This window comes from Gordonia sp. UBA7860 (genome assembly GCF_002500165.1).
GTDB lineage: Bacteria > Actinomycetota > Actinomycetes > Mycobacteriales > Mycobacteriaceae > Gordonia > Gordonia sputi.
Genome location: NZ_DLSO01000117.1, coordinates 1 through 13,498 on the forward strand (window position 1 = coordinate 1; position 13,498 = coordinate 13,498).

Consider the following 13,498-nt stretch of genomic DNA (forward strand, 5'->3'; position numbering starts at 1 on the left):
CATGAGCAGCCGCTGACCCGTAAAGACTAGAGGCCGTGCTCGCCAAGCCACCCGGCCGCGAGGTCGCGTGGTTTGGCGCCCGCGTCTGCTCGTCGTGCCAGTTCGGCGAGATCGGCGGTGGTGATCTCCCCCGCGACACGATTGATCTGCTTGACCTCGCTGCGGGTCAGCGCGGCGGTCCGGTACACCGGCACGAGATTCTGCGCTCGCGGACCGCCCTGCGGCGACGGACTCGACGGGGCCGATGGGGTAACCGGGGACGGAGTCTGCCCCGCGTTCTGTTGCGTCGGCGCGGGCACTCTCAGCGCCTGAATCTGGGGTGCCGAGGGGTCGAGGGCGACCGCGGCGTCGAGCGCTCTCACGACGCCGACAGCCTGCGCCGTTCCGACCCGTGCGATCACCTCGCGTGCCGATCCAACCGACTCCACCGCGCCGAAGCGACAACCCTGTGCGGCGAACGCAGCCATGTCGGCGGGTTGCGGACGTCCCACGACCACGACGGGAAGCCCCTCGGGCAGTCGCCCACACTCCGATAGATCCGTGACATCGCTCGACTGCGCCAGCGACGTCGCGACAAAGACCTGGGGTGTTGCACTCACCGGCGTCGCGTCACCCACCGAAACACCCTGGGGCAGAGAGCGGTTGAGCTCGTCGTAGACCTCGTCCGACGACGTCACGATCGCCTTCGGTGCCAGCGAGGTGAGCAGTTCGCCACTGAACGCGGGAAACAGGTCGACCTTTCCGCGATCCATCTCGTCGAGCAGTGCGGTGTCGTCGCCGCGCAGCATGTCATCTGCAACCGGTGCACCGACGTCTCGCAAGGCTCCGGCGTAGATCTCGGCCATCACCCGTAGCGCCGGATCGTCGGCCGAGCCCAGATGTAGCAGTCGACTCGATGACGCGGAGTCGCGCGACGAATCCGAACATCCCGCGAGCACCCCGGTGACAACCATCGCAACCGCAAAGACGACAGCGGTGGCCCACACACGATTCCGCACGGCTCTCACGGTATAACGATGCCCTTCCGCGAGTAGCATCCACCTCGTGCCAATGCCCAACCTCCGCCCCGGTGCTCGGAACGCGCGTCCGCTCCCCCGGATTCCGGTCCCCGTTGCACGGGCGGTCGTCGACTGCGCAGTGTATGTCGACGGGATCAGACAACCGGGGCGCATCACCTACGCCGACGCGTTTGCTCAGGTACGCGAGAGCGGCGAGGGATTCGTGTGGCTCGGGCTCGTCGCGCCTGACGACGCGCAGATGACCGGCGTCGGCGAGGTGTTCGGCCTGCACGAACTCGTCGTCGAAGATGCGGTGCATGCCCACCAACGTCCGAAGCTCGAGGTCTACGACGACACGCAGTTCCTTGTGCTGCGGACGGTCAAGTACGTCGAGCACGAGTCGATGGAGAAGGCCAGCGAGGTGGTCGAAACCGGCGAGATCATGGTTTTCGCGGGTCGCGACTTCGTCATCACCGTCCGCCACGGCGACCACACCCACCTACACAATCTGCGTCGGCGACTCGAAGCCCGACCAGAACGCCTCGCGCTGGGTCCCACCGCCATACTGCACGCCATCGCCGACAAGGTCGTCGACTCCTACCTCGCCGTTTCCGAACGGATGGAGGACGACGTGGTGTCGATCGAGAGCACCGTCTTCTCGCGGCAACAACGCTGGCTCAACATCGAGCCGGTCTATCTGCTCCGTCGCGAGGTGCTCGAACTGCGTCGTGCGGTTACACCGCTTGCGGGCCCGCTGTCGCGGCTGGCATCCGACAACACGTTGGTGCCCAAGGAGATTCGACGCCAGTTCCGCGATGTGTCCGACCACCTCAGCACCGTGATCGAGCACGTCGTCGAATACGACGAGGTACTCAGTTCGCTGCTCGACGCCGCCGCGACGAAGGTGAGCATTCAGCAGAACAGCGACATGCGCAAGATCTCGGCATGGGTGGCCATCGCCGCGGTGCCGACAATGGTCGCAGGCCTCTACGGGATGAACTTCGACATCCTGCCCGGCATGCACGACCGACAGGGCTTCGGCATTTTGTGCCTGGTCATGTTCCTCATCTGCGGCGGCCTGTGGGCGACGTTCCGTCGAAGTCACTGGCTGTAGTCGGCGAGGTACCTGGCTGCGTGGCCAACCTGCGCGGACGGCCCGCGCGGGGCGTGTCGCGCCGGATCACATGGTGGCGGGAGAACGCCTCGGGTCGGCGATGTCGATGCCCGCTTCCGCCCACGCCTCGCGCAGGGCGTCGGCTCCCTTGAGTCGCACCCAGGCGGCTTCGTTCGCGGTGATCGGGATCGTTCGCAGGAACCGCACCGGTTCCATCGGGTCGGGTAGTGCGACCTCGCCCAGATCGTCGGCCACCGTCAGTAGCGCGGTGAACGGCGCGCCATCCCACAGGGGCTCACCGAGATCGACCAGTGCGTCCGGCGCGAGGATGAGTCCCTCGACAGCGGGCGCCGCGGCAACGGTCGCCAATCGCCGGTGCAGGCCGGGCATCGGGACCCGGTTGTGCATCCGCACCACGAGTTCTGCGCGGGGGCCGCGCAGCGGGTCGGCATGCAGGTCACCCGGATCGGTCATCGGATGACGGGCGCATCCGACGGTCACGAACACCACGTCGTCGTCGAGCGCGAATCGTTCGACGTCGATGGGCTCGACGCCCAGGAAGGTCACCGACGCCCGCTGTGGTTCGACGCCGAGTTCGGAGACGACGTACTCGTGCACGGTGTCGGTGACGGAAGGACTCACGGCACTCAACGGTAGCCGGGCGGTTCAGGGACGCGGTAACCGCCGGTGCAGCGGATTGGTGGTCACCGGCGTCGAACGTCGCTGCGAACCCGGGACCGACGACACAACGGCCGGTGCGTCGGCGGTCGCTCGCGTTGCGTCGTGTGCCCGCATGGCAGCACTGTCGCCGACGCCGAGCCGTGGGGCGGTCACGATTCGTCGAGCGCGCTCCGAGCAGACCGGGCACTCCACGTCGTCGGGGACGGTGAGCATCGAGTGCACCCGTTCGACGTCATCGCATGCCTGCGGGCACCGGAAGACGTAGGTTGGCATGTGCAGACCATAGCGCGACCTGTGCGTCGCGGAATCTTGAAAGGCACTGCACCGTCGCGACATCAGGAGGCCGTCATGCCGGAGTTGCTCTTCCCGTTGGACTCATCGAAGCCGTTCACCGCGCAGCAGATCGTCGGACACAACCGTTGGCATCCCGATATTCCGCCTGCGGTCACGGTGAAGCCGGGAGACACCTTCCGCGCACATTGCCGTGAGTGGTTCGACGGCGCGATCCACAACGACGATTCCGCCGACGACATCCTCAACGCCCCACTGAACAACGTGCACACTCTCTCGGGACCATTCGCCATCGAAGGCGCGCAGCCCGGCGACCTGCTGATCGTCGATATCCTCGACGTCGGGCCCATTCCCCAGGAGGATTCGGGTCCGCTCGCAGGCCAGGGCTGGGGCTACACGGGTATCTTCGCCAAACTCAACGGCGGAGGGTTTCTCACCGAGCAATTTCCCGACGCGTATAAGGCGATCTGGGACTTCGCCGGGCAGAGTGCGACGAGTCGCCATGTGCCGCACGTGAAGTACACCGGAATCGTGCATCCCGGCCTGATGGGCACGGCCCCGAGCCCTCAGTTGCTGGCAACCTGGAATGCGCGGGAGGGCGCGCTGATCGCCACAGATCCCGAACGCGTTCCGCCACTCGCACTTCCACCCGAACCCGACGGCGCCATCCTCGGGTCGCTGAGCGGGGCCGACTTCGGTCGCGTCGCCGCGGAGGCTGCGCGAACGGCACCGCCTCGCGAGAATGGCGGCAACCAGGACATCAAAAACCTCACGAAGGGCACGCGCGTCTTCTATCCCGTCTTCGTGCCGGGCGCCAACCTCTCCTTTGGCGACCTGCACTTCTCTCAGGGCGACGGCGAGATCACCTTCTGCGGGGCCATCGAGATGGGCGGTTTCATCGATCTGCACGTCGACCTGATCAAGGGCGGCATGGAGACCTACGGCGTCACCGAGAACGCGATCTTCATGCCCGGCAATACCGATCCGCAGTACTCGGAGTGGATCGCGTTCTCGGGTACGTCGGTCACGCTCGACGGTGAGCAGCGCTACCTCGACTCCGACCTCGCCTACCAGCGGGCATGTCTGCACGCTATCGAGTACCTCACGAAGTTCGGATATAGCCCGGAGCAGGCGTACCTGCTTCTCGGCTCGGCGCCGATCGAGGGACGGTTGTCCGGGGTCGTCGACATTCCCAATTCCTGTGCGACCGTGTACATTCCGACCGCGATCTTCGACTTTCCGGTCGCGCCCTCGAAGGACGGCCCGGTGCGGATCGACCCGGGAATCGGCGCTCCGCACGCCAGCTTCTAAAGGGCTCGGCCACGTGCACCGCACGCCGGGCCTACCCTGACACACATGGTGCGTGTTCTGGCTGTCGCCGACGAGGTGGTGGACTCACTCACCTTCGGGGTGGGCATCGAGGGAAAACCCGACCTCATCCTCGGCGCCGGGGACCTTCCCTTCGAATATCTGGACTCTCTCATGATGCTCTGCGACGCGCCGTGCGTTTTCGTTCCGGGTAACCACGATCCAGATCTCAGTGGCTACCGACAATCCAGGACCGGTTGGGTGCGCGCCGGGCTACCGGCACGCGATCCCGGCCCGCTCGGAGCGATCAACGCCGACGGCCGCACCGTCGAGGCCGCCGGGCTGCGTATCAGTGGACTCGGCGGCTCCATCCGCTACAACGGCGGCCCCAATCAGTACACCGAAGCGCAACAGCGATGGCGCAGTTGGCGAGTCCGTATCGGCGCCCACCTGCGGCGGCGTCGACCCGATATCGTCTTGACCCACAGTCCTGCCCGTGGCGTCGGTGACGGCGACGACGCGCCGCATCGCGGTTTCGAGTGCCTCAACAGCCTGGTGTCGGACCTTCATCCGGCCTTACTCGTCCACGGCCATGTTCATCCGTTCGGCGCACATCCACAGGACAAGATCGTCGGCGAGGACACCGTGTCGATGAACGTGGTCGGATACTGCCAGTTCGACATAGAGCCCGAGAGCCGCGACTTCACGATCGTGAGGCGACGATATGGCGCGTGACACCGGATTTCCCGACGCCGACGCCGAGAACGATTTCGCCCGCATGCGGCGTCAGGCCGAACTCGCCCGCCTCACACACTGGTTCACCCGCCAACCCGCCGACGTCAACACGATCCTGCCGTTCGACGAAGTCGTGCGCGCACTCGGCAGAACCGGCGAGACCAACCTGGGTCTGCAGCAGGTCAACGTGCGTGACATCGTCGGAAGTGTCGACCGGACAAAAGATTTCGACAAGTATTTCCGGCCGACATCGTCGCGCATCCGGCAACGTTGGCAACGTCTTGCCGCCGCGCAGCGGCGGGGGGAGTCTGTCCCGCCGGTACTGCTGTACAAGATCGGGTCGATGTACTTCGTGATCGACGGCCATCACCGCGTCTCGATCGCGATCGCCCGCCATGTCGAGACGATCGACGCCTACGTCACCGAAATCCACACGCGCATCACACCTGACGGCATCAACGCGCCGTCTGACCTCGTACTCAAAGACCACCGCCGACTCTTCCTCGCACGTGTTCCCCTCGCGGGAGCGCAGGCCGATGCCGTGCGCCTGTCCGACCCCTTCGCCTACGCCGAACTCGCAGAGGCGGTCGAGGCGTGGGGTTTTCGGCTCAGCCAGGAGGTCGGAGAGTTCCTGAGCAGACCGGAAGTCGCGCGCCGGTGGTTCGGTGAGGAGTTCCTACCGGTGGTCCGGATGGCCCGCCGCGCCGAGGTCCGGCCGGACATCACCGACGACGCCGAGCTCTACATGTGGGTCGCGGGCGAGCGCTATCGCCTTGTGCGCAGGCACATCTGGGACGACGAGATCATCGAGGAGCTCCGCGAGCAGTCGCGCCGCCGCCGGCGGTAGTGGTCTCGACAGGCTCGACCAGCGGGGGTGATCACCTGCGGCGCAGGCTCACTCCCGACTGCTGGTCGAACACGGCAATCTTGTCGGTGTCGAACACCAACTCGGCGCGCGAGTTCTTCGTCACCGCCGACTCCGGCGAGAGCCTGGCGACCATCTCGCCGGTACCGAGGTCCGAGCCCGAATCCGCTGCCAGTTCAGCCAGGGCGTCGCTGGCTGCGCGGCCCGAGTCAATGGTGAAGTAGGCGTACTTGTCCGAACCCATCGACTCGAGCACGTCGATGTCCGCGGTGAACGTCGTCCCACGCGCCTTGACCGCCGGATCGATGAGCGAGGCGTCCTCGATCTGCTCGGGCCGGATACCGATCAGCACCTCGCCGTTGCTGCCTTCCTTCTTCGCCTCGGACGCAATGACATCGTGGTCGCTGAGCACCAATCGTCCCAGCGGCGTATCGATCGCGTCCGCGCTCAAGGTACCCGGCAGGAAGTTCATCGACGGCGAACCGATGAACCCGGCGACGAACACATTGACCGGATTGTCGTAGAGCTCGTTGGGTGCGCCGACCTGCTGGACATATCCGTTGCGCATCACCACCACACGATCACCGAGGGTCATCGCCTCGGTCTGATCGTGCGTGACGTAGACGGTCGTCGTGCTCAGTCGCGTCTGTAGACGCGAGATCTCGGTGCGCATCTGGACGCGGAGCTTGGCGTCGAGGTTCGACAGCGGCTCGTCCATGAGAAATGCCTTGGGCGACCGCACGATCGCGCGTCCCATGGCGACGCGCTGGCGCTGGCCTCCGGACAAGTTCGACGGCTTGCGGTCGAGGTACTGAGTCAGATCGAGGATCTTGGCGGCCTCGTCGACCTTCTTGTTGACCTCGTCCTTGGGCAGCTTTGCCAGCGTGAGCGGGAACGCGATGTTCTGTCGGACCGTCATGTGCGGGTAGAGCGCGTAGCTCTGGAACACCATGGCGATGTCGCGGTCCTTGGGCGACTTGTCGTTGACCCGCTCCCCACCGATGTACAGGTCGCCGCTGCTGATGTCCTCGAGACCCGCGATCATGTTGAGGGTCGTCGACTTTCCGCAACCCGACGGACCCACGAGGATGATGAACTCGCCATCGGCGATCGTGAGGGTGAAGTCGTGAACGGCGACAGTGCCGTCCGCGTATTTCTTGCTGACATTGTCGAGCACGATCTCTGCCATGGAGACTATCCCTTCACCGCGCCGGAGGTCAAGCCGGCGACGATTCGACGTTGGAAGAAGAGCACAAAGATGATGATGGGGATGGTGATGACCACCGCCGCGGCAGCGATGGAGCCGGTCGGCTCCTCGAATTGCGAACTGCCGGTGAAGTTGGCGATCGCGACGGGAGCGGTGATCGCCCGTTCTGTCGAAGTCAACGACAGCGCGAGGAGCAGGTCGTTCCAGGCGAAGATGAACACCAGAATCGCCGCGGTCACGACACCGGGCGCAGCCAGCGGTGCGATGACCTTACGAAACGCCTGAAATGGCGTGGCGCCGTCCATCTTTGCCGCCTTCTCCAACTCCCACGGGATCTCTCGGAAGAACGCCGACAGAGTGTAGATGGCCAGCGGCAGAGCGAACGTGATGTACGGGAGGATCAGGCCGAGCCAGGTATCGAAGAGTCCGATACTGCGCTCGATGTTGAACAGCGGTGTGACCAGAGAGATCTGGGGGAACATCGCGATCAGCAGTGCGGCACCGACGAGCAGCTTCTTGCCGGGAAAGTCCAGTCGCGCAACCGCGTAGGCGGCCATCGTGCCGATCGCGACGGCGATGAGCGTGGTGATGAGACCGATTCCGAGCGAGTTGCGCAGCGCAGAGGTGAACGCACTCGTCTGGAAGATCCCCGAGTAATTCTCCAGTGTGAAGTGCGTCGGGAAGAAATTGCCGTCGGTCACGCTGCTGGCCGGCTTGAACGACAGGCTGATGATCCACAGCAGCGGAATGATCGCGTAGAGCACGACCAGGATGTCGGCGATCAGCCAGCCGACCCGAGATTTGGCGGTGCGGTTCATGGCGTCCTACCTCCCCTCGTTGTCGGAACCGGGCGCGGCGGTGCCGAAGCCCTTGATGAAGATGAAGGCGATGATCGCGACACACACGAAGATGAGTATCGAAATCGCTGATCCCACACCCAGATTGAACGCCTTGAACAGGTTGTCGTAGCCGAGCATCGACACCGAGTAGGTGTTGTTGTTGCCCGCCGTCAACACATAGATGTTGTCGAAGATGCGGAACGCGTCGAGCGTGCGGAAGAGCAGCGCGACCAGGATCGCGGGCTTCATCATCGGAATGATGATGCGCCGCAGGCGGGTCCACGCGCCCGCGCCGTCGACCTCTGCGGCCTTGAGTAGCTCATCGGGCACCAGCGCGAGACCGGCGAGCAGCAGCAGCGCCATGAACGGCGTGGTCTTCCAGACCTCGGCGAGCACGATGATCGCCAGTGATGGCCACTGCTGTGTCAACGGCGCACTGCCGTCCGGCAGGAGATTGGCGAGGTAGCCGGTTCCGGGTGTCCACGCGTAGTACCACGAGAACGCGGCCGCAACCGTCACGATGCCGTAGGGGATCAGCACGACGGTCCGGATCACACCGCGCCCGAAGATGGTGCGGTGCATCACGATTGCGATCGCCATGCCGAGCACCAACTCGATGGCGACCGAGACCACGGTGATGCCGAGCGTGACGAAGAACGCCGTCCACCAGTAGTTGGAACTGAGCACCGTGCCGTAGTTGCTGAACCACGTGAACTCACGCTCGCCCGGCGCCGACAGGCTCGACTTGTTGAGCGACAACCAGAATGCGTAGACGATCGGGTACGCGGTGACCACCAGCATGAGGATCACCGCCGGAGCGATCAACCAGTAGGCCAGTCGACGTTCCTGCTTCTTGCCCTCACTCACCTCACCGGATCGCTTCGCGCGCTTCGACGACGTCTCGGATCGCTCCAGAGTCGCCGTTGAAGTCCCGCCTCCCGACCTCGCGGCATCCGAGCGGGAAGCGTCCCCGACCACCGTCGCTTGCGCGGCGGTAGGCGTCAGGGGCGCGGACTTCTTCACAGACGGGGCCTCGGAGGATGGAACCCCGGAGGACGGAACCTCAGTGGACGAAACCCCAGTGGACGGGGTGCTCGACGTCGGCGCGGCGTGCTCAGGTGCGCCCCCGGTGGGCTGCCCGAGACGCTCGGGCGGCGTCCACGCGTCCGAATGCACTGTGCGGCCGTACGATCCGGGCCCGTGCCCGGTTGACGACCCGTCCGTCCTCGCCGATCCCCCGGTGTCGTCACCGTCGCCGGGCATTGCGTGCCTGCCCCTGCGCTCCTCGGCCGGGTCGTTGCCCGTGCCGTCGTTGCCGGATGTCATGGGATGAGTCCCTCCCCGTTGATCGCCTTCTGCACCTGCTCGGCAAGCTCGTCGACAAGGGTCTCGGGGTCCCAGGAGCCGACCGGAGAGAGCTTTGCCTGCAGCAGCGTCGAGATCGCTTGGTAATCAGGTGATTTCGGACGCAGTGCAGCATGCTCGGGTTCGAGCTGGAGTTTGATGTCGTCGGCCATCGGATAGGCCGCGCGGAAATCGGGATCGCTGTAGAGCGACGAGATGACCGGCGGGGTACCCGCGTCGATCGAGTAGAACTTCTGCGCGCGCGCGTTCGTCAGACACATCGCCGCCTCGAACGCCAGGTCTTTCTGCTGCGAGGTGTTCGCCACTGCGATATTCAGTCCGCCGACCGTGCTCTTGGCCGGAATTGCTTCTGTCACACCGGGATAGGGGGCGAAGTCGAACTTCTGCCGAACCGCACGGGTAACCGGCGCCAATTGTTCGTCTGTCGGGGTGTTGTCTTTGTCGGCGAACAGACCGGAGTATTGCTGCAGTTCGGTCAGGAACGGCACGCTGCCCGCGGCGGCATTCTCTCGCATCGAGGAGAGCACGAACGGCCAGTTGACCTGGTAGATCGCCTTTCCCGTCTCCATGCCCAGTCGCGAACTGGTCTCGTCGCCGTTGGTCAACGACGGATCGTGTCCGGGAGCGGTCGCAACGGCCTTGAGAATACGAAGCGCCTTCACCGTCGCGGCTCGATGTTCTGGGGTGTCGTTGAGCGTCACCTTGTTCGGATCGTTGGGGTCGACCACCTCACCGCCCGCGCTCGCGAGTACAGAGTTGAACCAGACCATCAGGCCTTCATATTGCTTGCCCTGCACCATGATGTAGCTCGGCCCGCCCTTGGCGAGGCTGCGGGTCGCGTCAGCCACCATGCCGTCCCATGTCTTGGCGGGCTGGCTTTTGTCGAGGGTCTCGCGCAGAACATCTTTGCGGTACCAGAGCAATTGGGTGTTGGTCCAGATCGGGATCGCGTAAAGGCGTTCCGCGTCATCGTGCTTGGTCTTCCACTTGGCAGTCTCGAGCGGACCACCGAGCGTTCTGCCTTCCACCTCACCGGCGATGTTCTCTGGTACCGGAGTCAACCAACCCGCGTCGGCGAACTCGGCGGTCCACACGACGTCCATGCCCATCAGGTCGAGGCTCTTGTCGTTGCCGGAAAGCCGTCGCGCCAACTGCAGGCGCTGGTCGTCGGCAGCCTTCGGCAAGGCCGTCGTCACGATGCGATATTTGCCACCGGACTCCTGAGAACACTTGTCGCCCATGGATTTGATCGAACCGGCACCGTCGGCAGGCGGGTACAGATTCAGGAGTCCTGGTTCATGACCGGAACCGCACGCCGACACGATCGGGAGCACGGTGACCAGTGCCGCAGCGGCGACGGCCGCCTTCACCGACATGCGTCGCGATCGGCTCCGTCCCACTGCTCGCCCGGCAACATCGCCTGCGGCCCTATTCCGCTGGACCCCAATGCCTGTATGCCTGTTGCCTCTATCGCTGTTGTCTGTATTCCCGTCGTGATCGCCGCTATCGGCTTGGTCACCGTCGCTCCGCACGCAGCCTCCTCGATGTCGTACGCAGCACAGCGAGCGTCACCGCGCGCCATGGCGTTGGTGGCTACGCTAGCCCGGTGCGGTAGTGACAAGCAACACATTCGGCGCGACCGTGCCAAAGTTCTTCGCGCACGCCGGTTTCACGCACATACGCGAGGGATCGAAGAGTGGGTCAGGGATTGAGGCGGGCGAGCATGTCGCGGGCCTTCTCGGCGCTCTTCGGGTCGCAGAGAACGTCGTAGCGTCCGGCGACGAGTTGCATCGTCGACGCGAAGTCGCGCTGGCCGCGAGTCGCCGCGTACGGGATCGTCGTCGAGATGACACCGAAGACGATGCCGCCGACGAGACCGAACAGGATGGGCACCAACGCGTTGCCGCTGACGACGAGTGAGACCAGCAAACCGAAGAACAGCCCGAGCCATGCCCCCGAGACCACACCGCCGCCGATCACCTTGCCCCAGGTGAGTCGGCCGATGACACGCTCGACCTGCATCAGGTCGACGCCGACGATCGTCACGTCCTGGACGGTGAAGTTCTCATCGGAGAGATAGTCGACAGCACGTTGCGCCTCAGCGTAAGTCGAGTACGAGCCGATCGGCCACCCTTTGGGCGGGGTCGGGAGACCCGGGGTCTGCCGACCGGAACTCAGCGGGTTGGTCATGTCATGTCCTCCACTCGGCAACTACCCTTACCCACATGGCGTCGGTGAGCAAGGTCTTCGTGGCCAGATTAGTCGGATTGGCGGTCCTTGGTCCTGATGGTGAGTCGATCGGTCGTGTCCGCGATGCCGTCATCGCCGTCCGCCTTCCGGGACAACAGCCTCGCGTGCTCGGTCTCGCCGTCGAATTGGCCACGCGCCGACGGATCTTCGTCCCCATGCTTCGGGTCACGTCCATCGATCCCACCGCGGTGACGCTCAACACCGGAACCGTGAGTTTGCGGCGACTGCACCTGCGCCCAGGCGAAGCGCTCGCGATCGGACAGATCCTGGACACGCGCGTGCGCATCGACGATCCCGACCATGAGGACCTCAAGGGCATCGACATGATCGTCGTCGACCTCGGTATCGAGCGCACCCGTACTCGCGACTGGGTGGTCTCGCGTGTCGCGGCGCGTCCGGCACGTCGAGGACTGCGACGCGGCGAAACCATTGTGGTGGAGTGGAATCGGGTGCAGGGACTCACCGCGAGCGCACTCGAGCTACCCGGACAGGGCGTGGCACAGGCGCTTTCCCAGTTCGAGGGGATGCGCGCCGCCGACGTCGCGAACGCCCTGCGCGAGTTGCCGCCCAAACGTCGCGACGAGATCGCCGAAGCCCTGGACGACGAGCGACTCGCCGACGTGCTGCAGGAGCTGCCGCCGGACGATCAGACCGACGTGCTCGCACACCTCGGCGTCGAACGTGCCGCCGACGTGCTCGAGGCGATGGACCCCGACGATGCCGCCGACCTCCTCGGCGAACTGTCGGACACCGAGGCGGAGTCGCTGCTCGAGCGAATGGATCCCCAGGAATCCGAGCCCGTCCGACGACTGCTCACCCACTCCCCCGACACCGCGGGCGGCCTCATGACCTCGGAGCCGCTGATCGTCACCGCCTCCACCACGATCGCCGAGGCGCTCGCACGAGTCCGCGACCCCGACGTTACCCCGGCAGCGGCCAGCATGATTTTCGTCGTGCGTCCACCTACCGCCACGCCGACCGGCCGTTATCTGGGATGCGTCCACCTGCAGGCGCTGCTGCGCGAGCCACCTGCGAACATCGTCGGAGGCATCCTCGACACGGACCTGCAGTCGTTGCACCCCGACGATTCGCTCGAGACGGTCACGCGCTACTTCGCGACCTACAACCTCGTCTGTGGACCGGTGGTCGACGACGAGAACCACCTCCTCGGCGCGGTCAGTGTCGACGACCTCCTCGACGAGATGCTTCCGCGCGACTGGCGCGAGAACGAACCCGAGGACGACGAACCAGAGTCGGCGACGGCAGGCGCCGCGAACGGCAACGGCACATCAGGAGCGAGTGAATGACGAGCGAGCAGAGCACCCGCCGCCTCGACACCCCACGCGTCAACCGACGCCCGTCGTTCCACGTCGACAGCGACCTGATCGGCATGTACGCCGAGCGCATCGCGCGCTTCCTCGGCACCGGCCGCTACCTGGCGATTCAAACGGTGATCGTCATCGTCTGGATCATCATCAATCTGAGCTGGGTTGCGCTGCGATTCGACCCGTACCCCTTCATCCTGCTCAATCTGGCCTTCTCGACGCAGGCCGCATACGCCGCGCCCCTGATCCTCCTGGCCCAGAACCGACAGGAGAACCGCGACCGGGTCGCGCTCGACGAGGATCGTGCGCGTGCCGCCCAGACCAAAGCAGACACGGAGTTCCTCGCCCGAGAGCTCGCCGCGGTCCGCCTCGCCGTCGGCGATACCGTCACCCGCGACTACCTGCGAAAAGAACTCGACGACATGCTCGACGACCTCGCCGACCGGCTCGTTGCCCGCCTCGGGGGACTCGATGGCGCGACCGAGACCGAGAAGGCGCGGCGTCACCCCGAGCGCTAGTA

General features: G+C 65.1%; 15 protein-coding genes. 6 read left to right on the forward strand and 9 right to left on the reverse strand.

Annotated elements, in window-relative coordinates; genetic code table 11:
- Positions 1 to 26: 26 nt before the first annotated feature.
- On the reverse strand, positions 27 to 1,037 hold the full coding sequence (locus tag B3T59_RS14360; RefSeq protein ID WP_287003924.1) for a glycine betaine ABC transporter substrate-binding protein: 1,011 nt from the start codon (positions 1,035 to 1,037) through the stop codon (positions 27 to 29).
- Between the two features lie 13 nt (positions 1,038 to 1,050).
- Here B3T59_RS14360 and B3T59_RS14365 point away from each other — a divergent pair, with 13 nt between their 5' ends.
- Positions 1,051 to 2,112: a magnesium and cobalt transport protein CorA gene (locus B3T59_RS14365; protein WP_064864042.1), complete on the forward strand. Its 1,062-nt coding sequence runs from the start codon at positions 1,051 to 1,053 to the stop codon at positions 2,110 to 2,112.
- 66 nt (positions 2,113 to 2,178) lie between these two features.
- Here B3T59_RS14365 and B3T59_RS14370 read toward each other — a convergent pair whose 3' ends face one another.
- Both B3T59_RS14370 and B3T59_RS14375 read right to left on the reverse strand, forming a co-directional pair.
- Complete coding sequence (locus tag B3T59_RS14370; RefSeq protein WP_287003925.1) at positions 2,179 to 2,754, reverse strand: suppressor of fused domain protein; 576 nt, start codon at positions 2,752 to 2,754, stop codon at positions 2,179 to 2,181.
- Positions 2,755 to 2,778: 24 nt separating this feature from the next.
- A complete protein-coding gene (locus B3T59_RS14375) occupies positions 2,779 to 3,066 on the reverse strand; it encodes an FmdB family zinc ribbon protein (protein ID WP_064861522.1) in 288 nt (95 codons plus the stop codon).
- A 75-nt stretch (positions 3,067 to 3,141) separates the two neighbouring features.
- Here B3T59_RS14375 and fmdA point away from each other — a divergent pair, with 75 nt between their 5' ends.
- The 3 genes from fmdA to B3T59_RS14390 are packed head-to-tail and all read left to right on the forward strand — an operon-like array spanning position 3,142 to position 5,974.
- Complete coding sequence (fmdA, locus tag B3T59_RS14380) at positions 3,142 to 4,395, forward strand: formamidase (RefSeq protein ID WP_287003926.1); 1,254 nt, start codon at positions 3,142 to 3,144, stop codon at positions 4,393 to 4,395.
- A 45-nt stretch (positions 4,396 to 4,440) separates the two neighbouring features.
- Complete coding sequence (locus B3T59_RS14385; protein WP_064861523.1) at positions 4,441 to 5,127, forward strand: metallophosphoesterase family protein; 687 nt, start codon at positions 4,441 to 4,443, stop codon at positions 5,125 to 5,127.
- A complete protein-coding gene (locus B3T59_RS14390) occupies positions 5,117 to 5,974 on the forward strand; it encodes a ParB N-terminal domain-containing protein (RefSeq protein WP_287003927.1) in 858 nt (285 codons plus the stop codon). The genes B3T59_RS14385 and B3T59_RS14390 overlap by 11 nt, the downstream gene beginning before the upstream one ends.
- 31 nt (positions 5,975 to 6,005) lie before the next feature.
- Here B3T59_RS14390 and B3T59_RS14395 read toward each other — a convergent pair whose 3' ends face one another.
- From B3T59_RS14395 to B3T59_RS14420, 6 genes are all read right to left on the reverse strand, one after another.
- Positions 6,006 to 7,181 (reverse strand): ABC transporter ATP-binding protein, encoded by a 1,176-nt coding sequence (locus B3T59_RS14395; protein ID WP_287003928.1) that lies wholly within the window; start codon positions 7,179 to 7,181, stop codon positions 6,006 to 6,008.
- A gap of 5 nt (positions 7,182 to 7,186) precedes the next feature.
- Complete coding sequence (locus B3T59_RS14400; RefSeq protein ID WP_005205785.1) at positions 7,187 to 8,017, reverse strand: carbohydrate ABC transporter permease; 831 nt, start codon at positions 8,015 to 8,017, stop codon at positions 7,187 to 7,189.
- 6 nt (positions 8,018 to 8,023) lie between these two features.
- Positions 8,024 to 9,364, reverse strand: a complete 1,341-nt coding sequence (locus B3T59_RS14405; RefSeq protein ID WP_082933517.1) for an ABC transporter permease subunit — start codon at positions 9,362 to 9,364, stop codon at positions 8,024 to 8,026.
- On the reverse strand, positions 9,361 to 10,779 hold the full coding sequence (locus B3T59_RS14410) for an extracellular solute-binding protein (protein WP_064861525.1): 1,419 nt from the start codon (positions 10,777 to 10,779) through the stop codon (positions 9,361 to 9,363). The genes B3T59_RS14405 and B3T59_RS14410 overlap by 4 nt, the downstream gene beginning before the upstream one ends.
- On the reverse strand, positions 10,770 to 10,985 hold the full coding sequence (locus B3T59_RS14415) for a hypothetical protein (RefSeq protein WP_064861526.1): 216 nt from the start codon (positions 10,983 to 10,985) through the stop codon (positions 10,770 to 10,772). Before B3T59_RS14415 ends, B3T59_RS14410 begins: the two co-directional genes overlap by 10 nt.
- A gap of 119 nt (positions 10,986 to 11,104) precedes the next feature.
- On the reverse strand, positions 11,105 to 11,593 hold the full coding sequence (locus B3T59_RS14420; protein ID WP_005205789.1) for a general stress protein: 489 nt from the start codon (positions 11,591 to 11,593) through the stop codon (positions 11,105 to 11,107).
- Positions 11,594 to 11,628: 35 nt separating this feature from the next.
- Between B3T59_RS14420 and B3T59_RS14425 the strand changes: the two genes are divergently transcribed.
- Positions 11,629 to 12,960, forward strand: a complete 1,332-nt coding sequence (locus B3T59_RS14425) for a magnesium transporter MgtE N-terminal domain-containing protein (RefSeq protein WP_064861527.1) — start codon at positions 11,629 to 11,631, stop codon at positions 12,958 to 12,960.
- The gene (locus B3T59_RS14430) at positions 12,957 to 13,496 is read left to right on the forward strand and encodes a DUF1003 domain-containing protein (protein ID WP_287003929.1); all 540 of its coding nucleotides are present in this window, start codon (positions 12,957 to 12,959) and stop codon (positions 13,494 to 13,496) included. Before B3T59_RS14425 ends, B3T59_RS14430 begins: the two co-directional genes overlap by 4 nt.
- The last annotated feature ends 2 nt before the right edge of the window (positions 13,497 to 13,498 follow it).

Coding starts and splice junctions, on each gene's coding strand:
- B3T59_RS14385 (WP_064861523.1), top strand. CDS start 4,441: ATGGTGCGTGTTCTGGCTGTCGCCGACGAGGTGGTGGACTCACTCACC.
- B3T59_RS14410 (WP_064861525.1), bottom strand. CDS start 10,779: ATGTCGGTGAAGGCGGCCGTCGCCGCTGCGGCACTGGTCACCGTGCTC.
- B3T59_RS14360 (WP_287003924.1), bottom strand. CDS start 1,037: ATGCTACTCGCGGAAGGGCATCGTTATACCGTGAGAGCCGTGCGGAAT.
- B3T59_RS14415 (WP_064861526.1), bottom strand. CDS start 10,985: ATGGCGCGCGGTGACGCTCGCTGTGCTGCGTACGACATCGAGGAGGCT.
- B3T59_RS14430 (WP_287003929.1), top strand. CDS start 12,957: ATGACGAGCGAGCAGAGCACCCGCCGCCTCGACACCCCACGCGTCAAC.
- fmdA (WP_287003926.1), top strand. CDS start 3,142: ATGCCGGAGTTGCTCTTCCCGTTGGACTCATCGAAGCCGTTCACCGCG.
- B3T59_RS14395 (WP_287003928.1), bottom strand. CDS start 7,181: ATGGCAGAGATCGTGCTCGACAATGTCAGCAAGAAATACGCGGACGGC.
- B3T59_RS14375 (WP_064861522.1), bottom strand. CDS start 3,066: ATGCCAACCTACGTCTTCCGGTGCCCGCAGGCATGCGATGACGTCGAA.
- B3T59_RS14400 (WP_005205785.1), bottom strand. CDS start 8,017: ATGAACCGCACCGCCAAATCTCGGGTCGGCTGGCTGATCGCCGACATC.
- B3T59_RS14365 (WP_064864042.1), top strand. CDS start 1,051: ATGCCCAACCTCCGCCCCGGTGCTCGGAACGCGCGTCCGCTCCCCCGG.
- B3T59_RS14390 (WP_287003927.1), top strand. CDS start 5,117: ATGGCGCGTGACACCGGATTTCCCGACGCCGACGCCGAGAACGATTTC.
- B3T59_RS14405 (WP_082933517.1), bottom strand. CDS start 9,364: ATGACATCCGGCAACGACGGCACGGGCAACGACCCGGCCGAGGAGCGC.
- B3T59_RS14425 (WP_064861527.1), top strand. CDS start 11,629: ATGGCGTCGGTGAGCAAGGTCTTCGTGGCCAGATTAGTCGGATTGGCG.
- B3T59_RS14420 (WP_005205789.1), bottom strand. CDS start 11,593: ATGACCAACCCGCTGAGTTCCGGTCGGCAGACCCCGGGTCTCCCGACC.